The 17,581-nt window shown below is 59.8% G+C and carries 17 protein-coding genes and 4 tRNA genes; 1 reads left to right on the forward strand and 20 read right to left on the reverse strand.

Annotation, left to right across the window (positions count from 1 at the left end; genetic code table 11):
• Positions 1-20: 20 nt before the first annotated feature.
• From rpoB to trpE, 20 genes are all read right to left on the reverse strand, one after another.
• Entirely contained in the window at positions 21-4,145 is a 4,125-nt protein-coding gene (gene rpoB, locus LPB072_RS21440; RefSeq protein ID WP_066089174.1) for a DNA-directed RNA polymerase subunit beta, read from the reverse strand.
• Positions 4,146-4,444: 299 nt separating this feature from the next.
• Positions 4,445-4,819, reverse strand: coding sequence for a 50S ribosomal protein L7/L12 (gene rplL / locus LPB072_RS21445; RefSeq protein ID WP_066089171.1), 375 nt, complete (start codon positions 4,817-4,819; stop codon positions 4,445-4,447).
• A gap of 42 nt (positions 4,820-4,861) precedes the next feature.
• On the reverse strand, positions 4,862-5,449 hold the full coding sequence (gene rplJ, locus LPB072_RS21450; protein WP_066089168.1) for a 50S ribosomal protein L10: 588 nt from the start codon (positions 5,447-5,449) through the stop codon (positions 4,862-4,864).
• 263 nt (positions 5,450-5,712) lie between these two features.
• Positions 5,713-6,408 carry a 50S ribosomal protein L1 gene (rplA, locus tag LPB072_RS21455; protein WP_066089165.1) on the reverse strand — a complete coding sequence of 232 codons (696 nt, stop codon included), beginning with the start codon at positions 6,406-6,408 and terminating at the stop codon, positions 5,713-5,715.
• Position 6,409: 1 nt separating this feature from the next.
• The gene (rplK, locus tag LPB072_RS21460) at positions 6,410-6,841 is read right to left on the reverse strand and encodes a 50S ribosomal protein L11 (RefSeq protein ID WP_066089162.1); all 432 of its coding nucleotides are present in this window, start codon (positions 6,839-6,841) and stop codon (positions 6,410-6,412) included.
• Between the two features lie 113 nt (positions 6,842-6,954).
• On the reverse strand, positions 6,955-7,530 hold the full coding sequence (gene nusG, locus LPB072_RS21465; protein ID WP_066089159.1) for a transcription termination/antitermination protein NusG: 576 nt from the start codon (positions 7,528-7,530) through the stop codon (positions 6,955-6,957).
• Between the two features lies 1 nt (position 7,531).
• Complete coding sequence (gene secE / locus LPB072_RS21470) at positions 7,532-7,915, reverse strand: preprotein translocase subunit SecE (protein ID WP_066089156.1); 384 nt, start codon at positions 7,913-7,915, stop codon at positions 7,532-7,534.
• A 148-nt stretch (positions 7,916-8,063) separates the two neighbouring features.
• Positions 8,064-8,139 (reverse strand) — tRNA-Trp (locus LPB072_RS21475).
• Positions 8,140-8,184: 45 nt separating this feature from the next.
• Positions 8,185-9,375 carry an elongation factor Tu gene (gene tuf / locus LPB072_RS21480; RefSeq protein WP_070263901.1) on the reverse strand — a complete coding sequence of 397 codons (1,191 nt, stop codon included), beginning with the start codon at positions 9,373-9,375 and terminating at the stop codon, positions 8,185-8,187.
• Between the two features lie 53 nt (positions 9,376-9,428).
• Positions 9,429-9,503 (reverse strand) — tRNA-Thr (locus LPB072_RS21485).
• A 69-nt stretch (positions 9,504-9,572) separates the two neighbouring features.
• Positions 9,573-9,646: transfer RNA gene (locus LPB072_RS21490), tRNA-Gly, on the reverse strand.
• Positions 9,647-9,729: 83 nt separating this feature from the next.
• Positions 9,730-9,815 (reverse strand) — tRNA-Tyr (locus LPB072_RS21495).
• 60 nt (positions 9,816-9,875) lie between these two features.
• Positions 9,876-10,637, reverse strand: a complete 762-nt coding sequence (locus tag LPB072_RS21500) for a uracil-DNA glycosylase (RefSeq protein ID WP_066095893.1) — start codon at positions 10,635-10,637, stop codon at positions 9,876-9,878.
• A 2-nt stretch (positions 10,638-10,639) separates the two neighbouring features.
• On the reverse strand, positions 10,640-11,440 hold the full coding sequence (trpC, locus tag LPB072_RS21505) for an indole-3-glycerol phosphate synthase TrpC (protein WP_066095899.1): 801 nt from the start codon (positions 11,438-11,440) through the stop codon (positions 10,640-10,642).
• Positions 11,433-11,609 carry a hypothetical protein gene (locus tag LPB072_RS23755; RefSeq protein ID WP_197508873.1) on the reverse strand — a complete coding sequence of 59 codons (177 nt, stop codon included), beginning with the start codon at positions 11,607-11,609 and terminating at the stop codon, positions 11,433-11,435. Before LPB072_RS23755 ends, trpC begins: the two co-directional genes overlap by 8 nt.
• A gap of 8 nt (positions 11,610-11,617) precedes the next feature.
• Positions 11,618-12,679: an anthranilate phosphoribosyltransferase gene (gene trpD / locus LPB072_RS21510; RefSeq protein ID WP_066096212.1), complete on the reverse strand. Its 1,062-nt coding sequence runs from the start codon at positions 12,677-12,679 to the stop codon at positions 11,618-11,620.
• A 17-nt stretch (positions 12,680-12,696) separates the two neighbouring features.
• Positions 12,697-13,350, reverse strand: a complete 654-nt coding sequence (locus LPB072_RS21515; protein ID WP_066095902.1) for a LysE family translocator — start codon at positions 13,348-13,350, stop codon at positions 12,697-12,699.
• 14 nt (positions 13,351-13,364) lie between these two features.
• Positions 13,365-14,444, reverse strand: a complete 1,080-nt coding sequence (gene ltaE / locus LPB072_RS21520; protein WP_066095905.1) for a low-specificity L-threonine aldolase — start codon at positions 14,442-14,444, stop codon at positions 13,365-13,367.
• Positions 14,441-15,034 carry an anthranilate synthase component II gene (locus tag LPB072_RS21525; protein ID WP_082877170.1) on the reverse strand — a complete coding sequence of 198 codons (594 nt, stop codon included), beginning with the start codon at positions 15,032-15,034 and terminating at the stop codon, positions 14,441-14,443. Before LPB072_RS21525 ends, ltaE begins: the two co-directional genes overlap by 4 nt.
• Positions 15,035-15,039: 5 nt before the next feature.
• A complete protein-coding gene (gene trpE / locus LPB072_RS21530) occupies positions 15,040-16,539 on the reverse strand; it encodes an anthranilate synthase component I (RefSeq protein ID WP_066095908.1) in 1,500 nt (499 codons plus the stop codon).
• A 439-nt stretch (positions 16,540-16,978) separates the two neighbouring features.
• Here trpE and LPB072_RS21535 point away from each other — a divergent pair, with 439 nt between their 5' ends.
• Positions 16,979-17,569 (forward strand): chalcone isomerase family protein, encoded by a 591-nt coding sequence (locus tag LPB072_RS21535; RefSeq protein WP_096349130.1) that lies wholly within the window; start codon positions 16,979-16,981, stop codon positions 17,567-17,569.
• Positions 17,570-17,581 lie beyond the last annotated feature (12 nt).

Here is a 17,581-nt window from a genome sequence, read left to right on the forward strand (position 1 = left end):
ATCCTTGTCTTGCCGACGAATTAAGAACGGTCAAGTTCGATATCGATACCGAGCGATCGGATCTCTTTGACGAGCACGTTGAACGACTCGGGCATGCCCGCTTCGATCGAATGCTCGCCCTTGACGATGGACTCGTACACCTTTGTGCGGCCTTGAACGTCATCGGACTTGACGGTGAGCATCTCTTGCAAGATGTAGGAAGCACCGTAGGCTTCCAGCGCCCACACTTCCATCTCACCAAAACGCTGACCACCGAACTGCGCCTTACCACCCAGCGGCTGCTGCGTGACCAGGGAGTAAGGGCCAGTGGAACGGGCGTGCATCTTGTCGTCAACCAAGTGGTGCAGCTTCAAGAAGTGCATGTAGCCCACGGTGGTCACGCGCTCGAAAGCGTCGCCAGTGCGGCCGTCGTACAGCTGCGCTTGCGTGCGGGTGGCGGTGAGGCCCTTTTTCGCAGCGAGTTCGTCGGGATAGGCCAGTTTCAGCATCGCGCGGATTTCGTCCTCGGAAGCGCCATCGAACACAGGCGTTGCAAACGGCACGCCGTTTTGCAGGTTTTCCGCCATGCTCATGACATCGCTGTCAGACATTTGATCCAGGGCTTCTTTCTTGCCAGCACCGTTGTAGATCGCTTCCAGGAAGGTGCGCATTTCGCCGGCTTTGGTTTCAGCTTGCAACATGTCACCAATACGCTGTCCCAGACCCTTGGCAGCCCAGCCCAAGTGCACTTCCAACACCTGGCCCACGTTCATGCGCGAAGGCACGCCCAACGGGTTCAGTGCGATGTCGGCGGGCGTACCGTCGGCCATGTAAGGCATGTCTTCGACCGGAAGAATCCGGGAAACCACACCTTTGTTACCGTGACGGCCGGCCATCTTGTCACCAGGTTGCAGGCGACGCTTCACAGCCAGGTAAACCTTGACCATCTTCAGCACGCCAGCGGGCAACTCGTCGCCTTGCGTCAGCTTCTTGCGCTTCTCTTCGAAAGAGAGGTCGAAGCTGTGGCGCGTTTGCTCCATGGAGTTCTTGATGGACTCGAGCTGCGCAGCCACTTCATCTTCAGCGGGACGGATATCGAACCAGTGGAATTTCTCCACGTCGGCCAGATAGGCCTTGTCGATTTTCGTGCCTTTGGCCAGTTTCTTCGGGCCGCCATTGGCTACTTTGCCGGTCAGCAGCTTCTCAATCCGGTCGAACGCGTCGGCTTCCACAATGCGGAGCTGATCGTTCAAATCGAGGCGGTAGCGCTTCAATTCATCGTCAATGATCTGCTGAGCGCGCTTGTCGCGCGTGATGCCTTCGCGGGTGAAGACTTGCACGTCGATCACAGTGCCTTGTGAGCCCTGGTCCACGCGCAGCGAGGTGTCCTTCACGTCGCTGGCTTTTTCGCCAAAAATGGCGCGCAGCAATTTTTCTTCTGGCGTCAGCGTGGTCTCGCCTTTTGGCGTGACCTTCCCCACCAGCACATCACCAGGCAGCACTTCAGCGCCCACATAGATGATGCCGGAGTCGTCCAGGCGGTTGAGCTGTTGCTCGGCCAGGTTGGGAATGTCGCGGGTGATTTCTTCTGCGCCAAGCTTGGTGTCACGGGCCATGACCACAAGTTCTTCGATGTGGATCGAGGTGTAGCGGTCTTCTGACACCACACGCTCACTGATCAGGATCGAATCTTCGAAGTTGTAGCCGTTCCAGGGCATGAAGGCGATCAGCATGTTCTGACCGATCGAGATTTCACCCAGGTCGGTCGAAGCGCCGTCAGCGATCACATCCCCCTTGGCCAGCTTGTCGCCTTTTTTGACGATTGGACGCTGGTGGATGTTGGTGTTCTGGTTGGAGCGCTGGTACTTGATCAGGTTGTAGATGTCCACACCCACTTCACCGGCCAGAGCTTCGGCGTCGTTCACGCGGATCACGACACGGGTCGCATCTACGTAGTCAACCACACCGCCACGGGTCGCGGTCACCACGGTGCCCGAGTCGATCGCGGCGACGCGCTCGATACCCGTTCCCACCAGAGGCTTCTCAGGACGCAGCACAGGCACAGCCTGACGCGACATGTTGGCGCCCATCAATGCGCGGTTCGCATCGTCGTGCTCCAGGAACGGCACCAAGGATGCGGCCACGGAAACAATCTGCGCTGGCGACACGTCCATGTACTGGATGGTGTCCGCTGGCGTCAGGATGGATTCGCCTTTTTCACGGGCAGACACCAGATCGCCTGTCAGGCGGCCTTCAGCATCCAGCACGGCGTTGGCCTGGGCGATGACGTACTTGCCTTCTTCAATGGCAGACAGGTAGTCGATCTGGTTCGTGACCTTGCCATCGACCACGCGGCGGTAAGGGGTTTCGATGAAACCGTACTCGTTCAAGCGGGCGTACAAAGCCAGCGAGTTGATCAGGCCAATGTTTGGACCTTCTGGCGTCTCGATTGGGCAAACGCGACCGTAGTGGGTCACGTGCACGTCACGGACTTCAAAGCCGGCGCGTTCACGGGTCAAGCCACCTGGGCCAAGAGCCGACACGCGGCGCTTGTGGGTGATCTCGGCCAGCGGGTTGGTCTGGTCCATGAACTGCGACAACTGCGACGCACCGAAGAATTCCTTCAGGGCGGCTGAAATCGGCTTGGAGTTGATCAGGTCATGGGGCATGAGCGGGTCTTGCTCGGCTTGACCCAGACGCTCTTTCACGGCTTTTTCGATACGTGCCAGACCGGTGCGGTACTGGTTTTCGGCCAGCTCGCCCACGCAACGCACGCGGCGGTTGCCCAGGTGATCAATGTCATCGACTTCGCCGCGACCATTGCGCAAGTCCACCAGAATCTTGACCACAGCCAGGATGTCTTCGTTGGACAGCACCATGGCGCCGGTGGATTCGTCGCGGCCCACACGGGCGTTGAACTTCATGCGGCCCACGCGCGACAGGTCGTACGTGTCCGGGTTGTAGAACAGGCGGTGGAACAGGGCCTGCACCGCGTCTTCGGTTGGCGGCTCGCCGGGACGCATCATGCGGTAGATGGCCACGCGGGCGGCAAACTCGTCAGCGGTTTCATCGGCGCGCAGGGTTTGCGAAATGTAGGCGCCCTGGTCGAGTTCGTTGGTGTACAGCACCTGGAGGTCCTGAACGTTGGCGGTGCGCAATGTCTTGAGCAATGCTTCGGTCAACTCATCGTTGGCCTTGGCAATGATCTCGCCCGTGTCGGCGTCGACGATGTTCTTGGCGACCACGCGGCCGAGCAAGTAGTCTTCAGGCACGCTGATGTGCGTCGTGCCCGACTGCTCGAGCTCACGGGTGTGGCGCACAGTAATACGCTTGTCTTTGGCGACAACCACCTTGCCAGCTTTGTCGGTGATGTCAAAGCGGGCCACCTCGCCGCGCAGGCGCTCGGGCACAAAAGCCAATTGCGCACCGCTGTCCATCAGCTTGAAGTGATCGTTGACAAAGAAGTTGGCCAGGATGGTTTCCGGCGTCAGGCCAATGGCCTTGAGCAGGATGGTGACCGGCATTTTGCGGCGGCGATCCACACGGAAGAACAACACGTCTTTAGGATCGAATTCGAAATCGAGCCACGAGCCGCGGTAGGGGATGATTCGAGCCGAGAACAGCAGCTTGCCCGAACTGTGGGTCTTGCCTTTGTCGTGCTCGAAGAACACGCCAGGCGAACGGTGCAACTGAGACACGATCACGCGCTCGGTGCCATTCACGATGAACGAGCCTTTGTCGGTCATCAGGGGCACTTCACCCATGTAGACCTCTTGCTCCTTCACTTCCTTGACCACCTTCGACTGATTGGTAGAAGACTCGCGGTCGTAAATGATCAGTTGAACGCGAGCGCGCACCGCTGAGGCAAAGGTCAGACCGCGGGTCTGGCACTCACGAACGTCGAACGCTGGCTTGGCCAGGTTGTATTCGACGAATTTCATCTCGACAAACCCGTTGTGCGAAACGATGGGGAATGCGGCTTCAAACGCGGCCTGCAGGCCTTCGTTGGTGCGCTTTTTGGGAGCCGAGTCGGCTTGCAGGAACGCGGTGTACGCGTCTTTTTGCATTTGCAACAGATACGGGATTTCGATCACGTTTTCACGCGTACCAAAACTCTTGCGGATGCGTTTGCGTTCGGTGTAGGAATACTTTGATGCTGAGGCCATGAGATCTCCGAGCTCTACGGCGACTGTCTTGCCATTCGGGTGGGCACACCCGGTGACATGCTTGGTGGCTGGCCTCTACCAACCTTGGCGGACGGCCCGTGCATTGCACACAGGCCCGAACCAAGTCGTCTTCTGCAGTCGGGGTCAGAAGACACTGATAAGTGGACTTTGAAAATTCACTTATCGGTGTCAATTGAGGCCAGTTCAAACAGCGGCCGCAGCCATTTTTTGAACGGGCTCAGAAAGCACCAAAGGCTGGGGGCCCTTTCGAGCACCCCAGCCCCTGAAAGGCGAGTGAATTACTTCAACTCGGCCTTGGCGCCGGCTTCCACCAGCTTCTTCACGGCGGCTTCGGCATCGGCCTTGGCAACGCCTTCTTTGACGGCCTTTGGTGCGCCATCAACCATGTCTTTGGCTTCTTTCAGGCCCAGACCGGTGATTTCGCGAACAGCCTTAATCACGGCCACTTTTGCCGAACCGGCGTCGAGCAACATCACGTTGAACTCGGTCTTCTCTTCAGCGGCAGCAGCACCAGCGCCACCACCAGCAGCAGGAGCGGCCATAGCCGCTGCGCTCACGCCAAACTTCTCTTCGATGGCTTTCACCAGGTCGTTGAGTTCCATGACCGTCATGCTGTCCAGCGAGGTCAGAAATGCGTCTTTATCGAATGCCATTTTGATTTCCTAACAATTGGTTTAACAAAGCTCTGCGCGCGCTCAGGCGGCAGGAGCTTCTGGGGCTTCTGGGGCTGCCGGTGCTTCTTCGGTCGCCGGAGCGGCCGCAGCCTCTTCGACTGCCGGTGCTACCTCGGCGGCGCCTTCGCCTTTTTTCGCCGCCAGGGCGCTCAGCACAACGGCTGTACGCGACATAGGCGACATCAACAAGCCACACAACTGGGCCAACAACACTTCTTTCGAAGGAATGCTTGCCAATTGCTTAACGCCTTCGACGTCCAGGACTTTTCCACCGTAGACGCCGCCGCGAATCACCAACTTGGCGTTGGTTTTTGCAAACTCGGCCACCACTTTTGCGGCGGCCACTGCGTCTTCAGAGAAGCCATAGATCAACGGGCCGCTCATCTGCTCGGTAGCGGGCTCGAACGCACTGCCAGCCACTGCACGGCGAACCAGGGTGTTTTTCAACACGCTCAGGGTCACACCGTTGCTGCGGGCTGTGATACGCAGTTGGTCCATATCCGCCACCGTGATGCCACGGTATTCCGCCATCACGAGCGTTTGAGCTTTTGCGGCGAGGCTGGTCACTTCAGAAATGACCGCTTCTTTCTCACTGCGATTCAGACTCAAGGTCTACTCCTTAAAAAGTGCCTTCGATCAGACCGATCTGGGGCACGCCTCATTTCAGCGACCAACTGTTTAGGGAATCAGATTCCATCTGCAGCGGGATCGCCATCTGCGTTGGCATTTCACAATTAAGTCGGGCTGGTTCCTGGAAGAACCAACCCAACACCAACGGTCTTGGATGGCCCCGGAGTCCGATCAAGAGATCTCGCTCTGGGCCCACCACACCCGGGCAGTCAAGCCGCCCAAATTTTTTTCACTTCAGCCAATCAGGCCGAGATGGATGGCATGTCGACGCGAACGCCCACACCCATGGTCGATGACACGGCCACTTTGCGCAGGTAAACACCTTTGCTGGTAGCAGGCTTGGCCTTGGTCAATGCGTCCATCAAGGCCGCCAGGTTGCCCTGGAGCTTGTCGGTATCGAACGAACGGCGACCGATGGTGCCGTGGATGATGCCGGCCTTGTCAACGCGGAACTGGACTTGACCAGCTTTGGCGTTCTTGACAGCCTGCGCCACATCCGGTGTCACGGTGCCAACCTTGGGGTTGGGCATCAGACCACGAGGGCCCAGAACCTGGCCGAGCGTACCGACGATGCGCATGGCATCAGGGGAAGCAATCACGACGTCGAAGTTCATGTTGCCGGCCTTGATGTCGGCAGCCAGATCGTCCATACCGACGATGTCTGCGCCAGCGGCCTTGGCTTCTTCAGCCTTGGCACCCTGGGCGAACACAGCAACGCGCTTGGTCTTGCCGGTGCCATTGGGCATCACGACGGCGCCACGCACCACCTGGTCGGACTTCTTGGCATCGATGCCGAGCTGGATAGCCACGTCGATGGACTCATCGAACTTGGCGTTGGCGCACTCTTTGATGATGGCCATCGCGTCAGCGAAGGCATACAACTTGTTGGTGTCAACCTTGTCAGCGAAGGCTTTTTGTTTCTTGGTCAGCTTGGCCATATCACACGCCCTCCACAATCACGCCCATCGAGCGGGCCGAGCCGGCGATGGTGCGCACTGCTGCGTCCATATCGGCGGCGGTCATGTCTTTCATCTTGGTCTTGCAGATTTCCTCGAGCTGTTCGCGGGTGATCTTGCCGACCTTTTGCTTGTTGGGCACCGAGGAGCCCTTGTCGAGCTTGATGGCCTTCTTGATCATGTAGGTCGCTGGAGGCGTGCCCATCTTGAAGGTGAAGCTCTTGTCTGCGAATGCGGTGATGGTCACCGGAATAGGCATACCCGGCTCAAGACCCTGGGTCTGGGCGTTGAACGCCTTGCAGAATTCCATGATGTTGAGGCCGCGCTGACCCAGGGCTGGGCCGATCGGTGGGGATGGGTTGGCCTTACCAGCTGGCACTTGCAGCTTGATGAAGCCGACGATTTTTTTCGCCATTTTTAAACTCCTGCGAGTGCAATCGGCAACGACTGGCGCTGCCTCCTCGCGGTTGAGGGCCCGAAACAATCAATACCACAGACGTCGGGCCGACCCGCCTGCGGAAAAAGTGATCAGGTCTTTTCGACCTGACCGAATTCCAGCTCCACTGGCGTGGCCCGACCGAAAATGGTCACAGACACGCGCATCTTGCTTTTTTCGTAGTTGACCTCTTCCACCGTGCCGTTGAAGTCGGTGAAAGGACCTTCCTTTACGCGGACATATTCACCCACGATGAACTCGACCTTGTGGCGCGGCTTGTCGGTGCCTTCCTGCATCTGGTTGACGATCTTCTGAACGTCTTCTTCAGAGATCGGGGCAGGGCGGTTCTTGGCACCGCCCACAAAACCGGTGACCTTGTTGGTGTGCTTCACCAGATGCCAGGTTTCATCGTCCATCACCATTTCCACCAGCACATAGCCTGGGAAAAATTTGCGCTCTGTGGTGCGCTTCTGGCCGTTCTTGACCTCAACAACCTCTTCGGTTGGCACCAGGATGCGACCAAACTTGGACTGCATGCCCTCACGATTGATACGCTCGACAATATTGCGCTCGGCCGCCTTCTCCATCCCGGAATAGGCATGTACCACATACCAGCGCATGCCTTCTGCGGCCACACCATCGGTCACTGGACTGCTTTGATCGTTCATATTATTTTCTCCAGCCCAGAATCACGTCGTAAAACAACCACTCCAAGCTCTTGTCCGTGAGCCAGAGGAAGAGCGCCATCACAAAAACAAATCCAAAGACATACAACGTCATTTGAATGGCCTCATTGCGAGCGGGCCAGACCACCTTTTTGGCTTCGCGCCAGGAATCACGAATAAACGCAATCAGGCGGCGTCCGGACTCCGAGATACCGAACATCACGGCCGCAGCAATCAAGCCAGCGCCAAAAGCGCCCCACTGAACAAGCGAACCCTTGCTCGAAAGCAAATAGAACCCGACAAAACCACCGATCAGCAGCAGCACGGCCGCAGCCAGCTTGGCTTTGTCAGCGCCGGAGCTGACGGTTTGAACTTCAGAAGTGGCCATGAGGATCCAGTTGATTCTTGACAAAAATGCGCATCAATCAGGCCAATGCCTGAGACACGCAAGCCCACCAGAGGTCTTTTCGACTTCGGCGGGCTTGGGTTGATCCACAAAACAGAGCGACTTCAACGAATGTTGCACACCTGTTGGGTGGCAGGGGCAGTAGGAATCGAACCTACAACCTTCGGTTTTGGAGACCGACGCTCTGCCAATTGAGCTATACCCCTACTGGCTACGCCCCGGCCAATTGACCGAGACGCCTAACTAACTAATTAAGCAATGATTTTCGCAACCACGCCAGCACCAACCGTACGACCGCCTTCGCGAATGGCGAAGCGAAGACCCTCTTCCATGGCGATGGGGTTGATCAGCTTGACGGTGATCGACACGTTATCGCCAGGCATCACCATCTCTTTGCCTTCTGGCAGCTCGATGGAACCGGTCACGTCCGTCGTGCGGAAGTAGAACTGGGGACGGTAGTTGTTGAAGAAAGGCGTGTGACGGCCACCTTCGTCTTTGGACAAGACATAGATCTCGCCCGTGAAGTGGGTGTGTGGCTTGATCGTACCGGGCTTGCACAGCACCTGGCCGCGCTGCACGTCTTCGCGCTTGGTGCCGCGAAGCAAGATACCGACGTTGTCACCAGCCTGACCCTGGTCCAGCAGCTTGCGGAACATTTCCACACCGGTGCAGGTGGTCTTCTGGGTATCGGCAATACCAACGATTTCGATTTCTTCACCAACCTTGACGATACCGCGCTCGATACGGCCGGTCACCACGGTGCCACGACCGGAGATGGAGAACACATCTTCCACAGGCATCAGGAACGCACCGTCAACAGCGCGCTCCGGCATAGGGATGTAGGTGTCCAGTGCGTCGGCCAGCTTCATGATGGCCTCTTCACCCAATGGGCCCGTGTCGCCTTCGAGGGCGAGCTTGGCGGAGCCATGAATGATCGGGGTGTCATCACCAGGGAAGTCGTACTTGGTCAGGAGCTCACGCACTTCCATTTCGACCAGTTCCAGCAATTCAGCGTCGTCCACCATGTCGGCCTTGTTCAGGAAAACGATGATGTAAGGCACGCCCACCTGGCGCGACAACAGGATGTGCTCGCGGGTCTGTGGCATTGGGCCATCAGCGGCGGAACACACCAGAATGGCGCCATCCATCTGGGCAGCACCGGTGATCATGTTTTTCACATAGTCAGCGTGGCCCGGGCAGTCAACGTGTGCGTAGTGACGATTGGCCGTCTCGTACTCAACGTGAGCGGTGTTGATGGTGATACCGCGGGCCTTCTCTTCAGGTGCAGCATCAATCTGGTCGTAGGCCTTGGCCGTGCCACCAAACTTCTTGGACAACACGGTCGCAATAGCGGCCGTCAGCGTGGTCTTGCCATGGTCAACGTGACCGATGGTGCCCACGTTGACGTGCGGCTTGGATCGTGTGAATTTTTCTTTTCCCATTTTTCAGCTCCAAAATCAAAACTGCCGAAACACCAGAACAGACATAAAAATACTGGTGCCCTTGGCGGGAATCGGACCCGCGACCTCTCCCTTACCAAGGGAGTGCTCTACCACTGAGCCACAAGGGCTAAAACACCCCAAAGGGCATTTCAACAAAACTACCTCCGCCACGCGGCGGATTCAAACTACCAGCGAACTGGAGCGGGAGACGGGAATCGAACCCGCGTGATCAGCTTGGAAGGCTGGAGTTCTACCATTGAACTACTCCCGCCCGAAACACCTTCGGCCAAGACCGAAAATCATCCAAGCGCTTTGGTTTCCCACTGCTTACAGACTCTCACTATCGCTATCGGCTGGTGGAGGGGGCTGGATTCGAACCAGCGTACGCGTAAGCGGGCAGATTTACAGTCTGCTGCCTTTAACCACTCGGCCACCCCTCCATAAGCACAGCCCAACATTATGCCAGCTTTTTGGAGGGCAAGTGCGGGTTATTCCGAACTTCACCAATGAATTTCTGTTTCGCCGGCCTCCGACAGCCACCGATTGGTCTTGGAAAAGTGTCCGCAACCGAAAAACGGTGCGGGACCGCGGCTGGCCGACAGGGGTGATGGGTGATTGGCAGACAACACGCAGTGGCGCTTGCCATCGATCAAAACAGACTTTTTCTGGGCATGCGCGCCCCAGAGCAAAAATACCTTGGGGGGACCTCGATCGCTGCAGCAACGAATCACGGTGTCGGTCAAAGACTCCCAGCCCTTCCCCGCGTGGCTGGCCGGCTGTCCGTCCTCGACTGTCAGACAGGTATTGAGAAGCAACACACCCTGCTTGGCCCATCGCACAAGGGAGCCATTGGAGGGGGGAGCCAATCCCAGATCGCGCAGCAATTCTTTGAACACATTGCGCAAGCTGGGGGGCAACCTGATCCCCGGCGCCACCGAAAACGCCAGGCCTTCGGCCTGACCTGGGCCGTGGTATGGGTCTTGGCCCAGAATCACCACGCGCACGTCTGCCGGGGCTGTGAGCGCCAAGGCCCTGAGCGGCTCAGGTGGATAGATCACCGCCCCGGCTTTCAGGCGCCCATCCAAAAAGTGCAACAGCCCCTGTCCGACTTTTTCGGCCCAAAAAGCGTCTACCGACGCCTGCCAATCTGGCGCCACCGGCCAAGCCTTGGGATCCACGGCCGTCAACCACAGTGGTGCTGCGGCAGGATCGGGCTCCTCACCCCAATGCAAAAGGCGTTGCCCAGCGCGCGCTCCGGGCATGGTCAGGCAAACAACTCGGCCAGCGCCAGCCCCGGCTCAGGCGCACGCATGAAGGCTTCACCCACCAAAAAACCGTGCACCCCTGCTTCACGCATGCGCATGACATCGTTCCGGCCCAGGATGCCTGACTCTGTGATGAGCAAGCGATCTGGGGGCACGTCGGACATCAGATCCAGTGTGGTTTGCAGGCTGACTTCAAAAGTGCGCAAGTTGCGGTTGTTGATGCCCAACAACGGCGTTTGGAGCTTCAAGGCACGGTGCAACTCGGCGCGGTCGTGCACCTCGACCAACACCGCCATGTTCAAGCCCTGCGCAATGGCTTCCAGGTCGGCCATCTGCGCATCGTCCAGGCAGGCCGCGATCAGCAGGATCGCGTCGGCACCCATGAAACGGGCTTCATAGACCTGGTAGGGGTCGACCATGAAGTCTTTGCGCAACACCGGCAGATCGCAGCTGGCCCGCGCCTGCTTCAGGTAGTCGGTGCTGCCCTGGAAAAACTGGCGGTCGGTCAACACCGACAAACAGGCCGCGCTCACCTGTCCGTCGCCTTCGGCATAGCTTTGCGCGATGTCGGCCGGGATGAAGTCACTGCGCAACACGCCCTTGCTCGGGCTGGCCTTTTTGACCTCGGCAATCACCGCCGCCTGGCTCTTGGCGATCTTGGCTCGCAGGGCGGCTTCGAAATCGCGGGTGAGCACGCGGCTTTCGGCGTCAAAACGCATGGCTTGCAGCGGTTTCTTGGCCAGCGCAGCGGCGATCTCTTCGTGCTTCACGGCCACGATCTTTTGCAGTATGTCATTCATGGGAACGGGGTTCTTCCAAAGGGGTTGTGCCCGAAGGCGGAGCGCCTGCCGGGTCTTTCAAGACATTGACCACCACCCGGTGCATCACCACCGCAGCGATCACAAACACCAGGGAAACGCCGATCGCGATCCAGGCGCCTTCGTTTTGCAGCCAGGGCGGCAACGCCATGGATCAGATCAGGCGGAGGCCGGGCTGGCAGCGGTGTGCGATTTCAGCTCGGTCAGCTTGCTGGCCGCCGCGCCCGACTCGATCGCGCTGCGCGCCAAGGCAATGCCTTCGCCCATGTCACCACACACATTGGCGGCGTACAGCGCCGCGCCCGCGTTGAGCACCACGATGTCGATCGCCGGGCGGATGGCCGGGTCGTCGCTGTTGTTCAGCACGCCCATCAACATGGCGCGCGACTCATCGGGGGTTTCCACGCGCAAGGCGCGGTTGCTGGCCATGGTGAAGCCGAAGTCTTCAGGGTGAATTTCGTATTCGGTGATCTCGCCATCCTTCAGCTCGCCGACCATGGTGGCCGCGCCCAGGGAGACCTCATCCATGCCATCGCGGCCATAAACCACCACCGCGTGTTCCGCGCCCAGGCGCTGCAGGGCGCGCACCTGGATACCCACCAGATCGGGGTGAAAGACGCCCATCAGGATGTTCGGCGCCGAGGCCGGATTGGTCAGCGGGCCCAGGATGTTGAAAATGGTCTTGATGCCCAGCTCTTTGCGCACAGGGGCAACGGCCTTCATGGCGGGGTGGTGGTTGGGCGCAAACATGAAGCCGACACCCACTTCTTCGATGCAGCGGGCAATCGCCTCCGGGGGCAGGTTGATGTTGATGCCGAGGCTTTCCAGCACATCGGCGCTGCCGCTCTTGCTCGACACGCTGCGCCCGCCGTGCTTGCTCACCTTGGCACCCGCGGCGGCGGCAACGAACATGGAACAGGTGGAAATGTTGAATGTGTGCGAGCCATCACCACCAGTGCCCACGATGTCAACAAGATGCGTCTTGTCAGGCACATTGACCTTCGTTGAAAACTCTCGCATCACCTGCGCAGCGGCGGTGATCTCGCCAATGGTCTCCTTCTTCACCCGAAGGCCGGTGATCAAGGCGGCCATCATCACTGGCGACATCTCGCCGCTCATGATCATGCGCATCAGATGCAGCATCTCGTCATGAAAGATCTCGCGGTGTTCGATCGTGCGCTGCAGCGCTTCTTGGGGGGTGATTTTTTGGGCGTTGGGCATCGTCATCTCCAGAATCTCTAAGCAGAGGGATTGTCGGACATGGCCAGTTTCAAGCCAAACCCGACGAACATCAGGCCCGCCACGCGGTCCATCCAGCGCATGGCGCGCTGGACGGTCTGCAAGCGCTGCGCGGCCCTTGCGGCCAGCCATGCGTAAGCAAAATTGACCGGCAGGGAATTGATGTTGAACAGCAATCCAAGCAACAAAAATGCCGCGACCTTGTTGGGCGCATCGTGCGCGATGAACTGCGGGACAAAGGCCAGGAAAAACAGCGCCACCTTGGGGTTGAGCACATTGGTGAGGAATCCGCGCTGATAGAGGGTGACGAGACTGACCGGCTGAGGCGATTGGGTCGGGGCCGGCGTCATGCCAGACGAAACGCCCTGGCTTGCCATCAGCAGTTTCACACCCATCCAGACCAGATACGCGGCGCCGCCCCATTTGAGCACCGTGAACGCCGTGGCCGACGTGGCAAGCAGCGCGCCCACCCCGAAGGCTGCCGCGAACACGTGCACGAAACAACCGCTCACGATGCCCAGTGCCGCCACGACGCCTGCACGCACTCCGCCTTTGAGCGCCGTGTTCACGATATAGAGCACATCGGGCCCCGGCGTGAGGTTGAGCAACCAGCCCGCGGCAATGAAGACCAGTAGGTGGGCGGTATCGGGCATGACCACACCCAGGCTCAGTAAACCGCGGAACCCGCGGCCGCACCAGCTGGAGGGACAGCGGGCAGCTCGGCAAAGAAGCGCCGAATGGTGGTCAGCGCATGGTCGATACCCGCGGCGTCCACATCCAGGTGGGTCACAAACCGCAAGCCGATCAGACCCGTGGCGAGTACCCCGTTCTGGCTCAGGAATTCGAGCAAAGCCGGACCCCGGCCAGTGGCCACATCGACAAACACGATGTTGGTCTGCGCAGAGCGCACCTTCAGTCCATTGACGTCTTTCAGGCCATCGGCCAGCCGGGTGGCCAAACCATGGTCGGCGGCCAGCCGGTCCACATGGTGGTCCAGCGCATGGTGTGCCGCTGCGGCCAGAAAACCCGCCTGGCGCAAGCCGCCGCCGGCCATTTTGCGCAGGCGGCGGGCGCGTTCGATCAGCTCGCGCGAACCACACAGCGCAGACCCCACTGGCGCGCCCAGGCCTTTGCTGAAACACACCGACAGGCTGTCGAAATGGTTGGCGATCTCGCGAACGCGCGCCATGGCGCCCTGCCCTGGCGCGGCCGAGGCCACCGCCGCATTAAAAACGCGCGCACCATCGAGATGGGTCGCCAAGCCGTGGTCGCGCGCCAGTTGTGTTGCCTCATGCAAGTAACCGTCCGGCATCACGTTGCCATTCCAGGTGTTCTCCAGGCACAGCAACCGCGTGCGCGCAAAGTGCATGTCATCCGGCTTGATGGCCGCTGCAATATCCGCTAGCGCCATGCGCCCCGCGACGTCCTGCACCAACGGCTGCGGCTGCACGCTGCCGAACACCGCTGCGCCCCCGCCTTCAAAGCGGTAGGTGTGCGCGTTCTGACCAACGATGTATTCGTCGCCGCGCTGGCAATGCGCGAGGATGCCGCAGAGATTGCTTTGCGTGCCCGAGGGCATGAACAGCGCGGCTTGTTTGCCCGTGATGGTGGCGATGTGGTCTTGCAGCGCGTTGACCGTCGGGTCGTCGCCAAACACATCGTCGCCCAAGGGCGCGGCCATCATCGCGGCGCGCATGGCAGGCGTGGGTTGCGTGACGGTGTCGCTGCGCAAGTCAACGGTTTTCATGGCCGCTCCAGGAAGTTTTTCAGTTGGGCGTGACCGTGCTCGGTCAGGATGCTTTCCGGGTGGTATTGCATGCCCTCGATGTCCAGCGTCTTGTGTTTCACGCCCATTATTTCACCGTCGTCCGTCCAGGCCGTGACCGTGAGGCAGTCAGGCAAAGTGGCCCGCTCGATGGCGAGTGAGTGGTAGCGGTTCACTGTGAATCGCTCGGGAAGGTTCGCGAACACACCTTCCTGTGTGGTCGTGACAACGCTGGTTTTGCCGTGCATCAACTCCTTGGCGCGCACGATCTTGCCGCCGAAGGCTGCGCCAATGGCCTGGTGCCCCAGGCACACGCCGAGAATCGGCAGCTTGCCAGCGAAATGCTCGATGGTTGCCACCGAGATGCCGGCCTCAGCAGGAGAGCAAGGGCCCGGCGAGATCACCAGGCGGTCGACCTCGCCGGCGTCCACGCGGCGCTGGATCTCCTCAACGGTGATCTCATCGTTGCGCACCACGGTCACGTCTGCGCCAAGCTCACCGAAGTACTGCACGATGTTGTAGGTGAACGAGTCGTAGTTGTCCACCATGAGGAGTTTGATCTTCTTGCTCATGGCGCTCACTCCAGCCCTTCTTCGACCAGCTCGGCAGCGCGCAGCAGCGCACGCGCCTTGTGTTCGGTTTCCCTCCACTCCATCTCGGGAACCGAGTCGGCCACAACGCCGGCGGCGGCCTGCACGTGCAACACCTGGTCTTTGATGATGCCGGTACGGATCGCGATGGCCACGTCCATGTCACCCGCGTAGCTGAGATAACCGCAGGCGCCGCCATAGAGGCCGCGCTTGGTGGGCTCCAGCTGGTCGATCAGTTCCATGGCGTGCACCTTGGGCGCGCCAGTCAGCGTGCCGGCGGGGAAAGTGGCTTTGAGCACATCCATGTTGGTCATGCCGTCGTTCAGGATGCCTTCGACGTTGCTCACGATGTGCATCACATGGCTGTAGCGCTCGACCGCAAAGGCTTCCGTCACCTTGACCGAGCCGGTCTTGGCGATGCGCCCGATGTCGTTGCGCGCCAGGTCGATCAACATCACATGTTCGGCACGCTCTTTCGGGTCGTTCACCAGTTCTTGCTCGACCGCTTTGTCGGCTTCGGGCGACGCGCCGCGCGGGCGGGTTCCTGCCAGCGGGCGAATGGTGACCTTGGTGCCCTCCTCCGTGTGTTCCTGGCGAACCAGAATTTCCGGCGACGCGCCCACCACGTGGAAATCCCCGAAATGGTAGTAGTACATGTAGGGGCTGGGGTTCAGTGAACGCAGCGCGCGGTACAGGCTCAGCGGGCTTTCGGTGTAGCGCTTGCTGATGCGCTGGCCGACCTGCACCTGCATGAAATCGCCCGCCGCGATCAGTTCCTTGGCGCGGTCCACCGCAGCAAGGTAATCGACCTTGGAAAAACTGCGCTCGGCAGGGTAACTCTGCGTGGCTTTCACCACCGGCGCGCTGACGGAGTACTTCAACGCCTCTTTCAGTTCGCGCAAACGCTTCTTGGCATTGGCATAGGCCTCAGGCGCAGCCGGATCGGCGTAGACGATGAGATACAGCTTGCCCGACAGGTTGTCGATCACCGCCAACTCCTCGCACTGCAGCAACAGAATGTCGGGGCAGCCCAGCGCGTCTGGAGGGCAGCTGTTTTCCAGTTTCTTCTCGATATAGCGCACAGCGTCGTACCCGAAGTACCCCGCCAGCCCGCCGCAAAACCGCGGCAAGCCAGGGCGCAGCGCCACCTTGAAGCGCTGCTGGTACTCGGCAATGAAATCCAGCGGGTTACCCGTTGCGGTCTCCATGACCGCGCCATCGGTCACGACCTCGGTTTTTGCGTCAGAGCCAAAACCGCTGGCGCGCAGCAGCGTGCGGGCCGGCAGCCCTATGAAACTGTAGCGACCAAAGCGCTCGCCTCCCACGACAGACTCCAGCAAAAACGAGTGTTTGCCGTCGCCTTTGCCGTGCGCGAGCTTGAGGTACAGCGAGAGGGGGGTTTCCAGATCCGCAAAGGCCTCCACCATCAGTGGAATGCGGTTGTAGCCCTGGCTGGCCAGGCTCTTGAATTCAAGTTCGGTAATCATGTTCAAACGCTCCAAGCGACCGGGGCTTGCATCGCAGCCAACACAGCCGTTGCCTTCAGGGGTCCCGGGCAGGCGGCCTGCCGGGCGGGAAGAGGATTGGGGTGGCGCGGTCGGCGGAGGGCTGGGCCACCTCGTTGACCGTGCTCCGCCGGGGGGAGGGCACTTTTACGCTGGCTTGCGCCAAAGCCAGGCTCCCCGGCCAGGGCGGCGCGGCAGACAACCTGCAGAAATCGTGCGTTGGAGAGACATGGTGAGCGAAGTGTAGCAAAGCCGCCGTGCCTTTTCCGGGCCCCGACAGGCCAACCCGTACCCCCGGCTCAGGGTCTACCCGATTGAAGGAGGGCAAATCCCCCGTCAAAATCCGCACACCCAACTTTTAGCACGACCGTTCTTTTTTTAACCGGCCTCACCCATCCACCGCTTTCTCAAAGGTTCTGAAATGCACCGCATGACCCCCATTGCCGCGGCCCTCGTTCTGTCCCTGGCGTTTTGCGCGGCCACAGTTGCCGCCGCGCCCATCGAGCTCGCCGGGGTGACGCTGCAAGACCGCGCCGTGGTTGCCGACACCCCGCTGCTGCTCAACGGCGCCGGGATTCGCTACAAGGCTGTCTTCAAGGTGTACACTGCGGGCCTCTACCTCGGCGCCAAAGCCGGCACCACCGAAGAAGTGCTCGCCATGCCGGGCCCCAAGCGCCTGACCATCACGATGTTGCGCGACATCGATTCGAGCGAACTGGGCAGGTTGTTCTCACGCGGCATGGAAGACAACCTGGACCGCCAGGCATTCGCCAAACTGATCCCGGGCGTGATGCGCATGAGCCAGGTCTTCAGCGACCACAAGCGCCTCAAGGAGGGTGACAGCTTCGTGATCGACTGGGTGCCAGGGGCCGGGACCGTGCTCACCGTCAAGGGCGAGGTTCAAGGCGAGCCCTTCAAGGAACCCGCTTTCTATGACGCCCTGATGAGGATCTGGCTCGGCAAAAAACCTGCCGACTGGAAACTCAAAGAAGCCCTGCTTGGCAAGGCTTGAGGCAAGCCCTTG

Source organism: Hydrogenophaga crassostreae (assembly GCF_001761385.1).
GTDB lineage: Bacteria > Pseudomonadota > Gammaproteobacteria > Burkholderiales > Burkholderiaceae_C > Hydrogenophaga > Hydrogenophaga crassostreae.

Excerpts from the sequence above, each read along its gene's own strand:
- rpoB (WP_066089174.1), bottom strand. The coding sequence starts at position 4,145 with ATGGCCTCAGCATCAAAGTATTCCTACACCGAACGCAAACGCATCCGC.
- rplL (WP_066089171.1), bottom strand. The coding sequence starts at position 4,819 with ATGGCATTCGATAAAGACGCATTTCTGACCTCGCTGGACAGCATGACG.
- rplA (WP_066089165.1), bottom strand. The coding sequence starts at position 6,408 with ATGGCCAAGCTGACCAAGAAACAAAAAGCCTTCGCTGACAAGGTTGAC.
- rplK (WP_066089162.1), bottom strand. The coding sequence starts at position 6,841 with ATGGCGAAAAAAATCGTCGGCTTCATCAAGCTGCAAGTGCCAGCTGGT.
- nusG (WP_066089159.1), bottom strand. The coding sequence starts at position 7,530 with ATGAACGATCAAAGCAGTCCAGTGACCGATGGTGTGGCCGCAGAAGGC.
- secE (WP_066089156.1), bottom strand. The coding sequence starts at position 7,915 with ATGGCCACTTCTGAAGTTCAAACCGTCAGCTCCGGCGCTGACAAAGCC.
- tuf (WP_070263901.1), bottom strand. The coding sequence starts at position 9,375 with ATGGGAAAAGAAAAATTCACACGATCCAAGCCGCACGTCAACGTGGGC.
- LPB072_RS21500 (WP_066095893.1), bottom strand. The coding sequence starts at position 10,637 with ATGCCCGGAGCGCGCGCTGGGCAACGCCTTTTGCATTGGGGTGAGGAG.
- trpC (WP_066095899.1), bottom strand. The coding sequence starts at position 11,440 with ATGAATGACATACTGCAAAAGATCGTGGCCGTGAAGCACGAAGAGATC.
- LPB072_RS23755 (WP_197508873.1), bottom strand. The coding sequence starts at position 11,609 with ATGGCGTTGCCGCCCTGGCTGCAAAACGAAGGCGCCTGGATCGCGATC.
- trpD (WP_066096212.1), bottom strand. The coding sequence starts at position 12,679 with ATGCCCAACGCCCAAAAAATCACCCCCCAAGAAGCGCTGCAGCGCACG.
- LPB072_RS21515 (WP_066095902.1), bottom strand. The coding sequence starts at position 13,350 with ATGCCCGATACCGCCCACCTACTGGTCTTCATTGCCGCGGGCTGGTTG.
- ltaE (WP_066095905.1), bottom strand. The coding sequence starts at position 14,444 with ATGAAAACCGTTGACTTGCGCAGCGACACCGTCACGCAACCCACGCCT.
- LPB072_RS21525 (WP_082877170.1), bottom strand. The coding sequence starts at position 15,034 with ATGAGCAAGAAGATCAAACTCCTCATGGTGGACAACTACGACTCGTTC.
- trpE (WP_066095908.1), bottom strand. The coding sequence starts at position 16,539 with ATGATTACCGAACTTGAATTCAAGAGCCTGGCCAGCCAGGGCTACAAC.
- LPB072_RS21535 (WP_096349130.1), top strand. The coding sequence starts at position 16,979 with ATGCACCGCATGACCCCCATTGCCGCGGCCCTCGTTCTGTCCCTGGCG.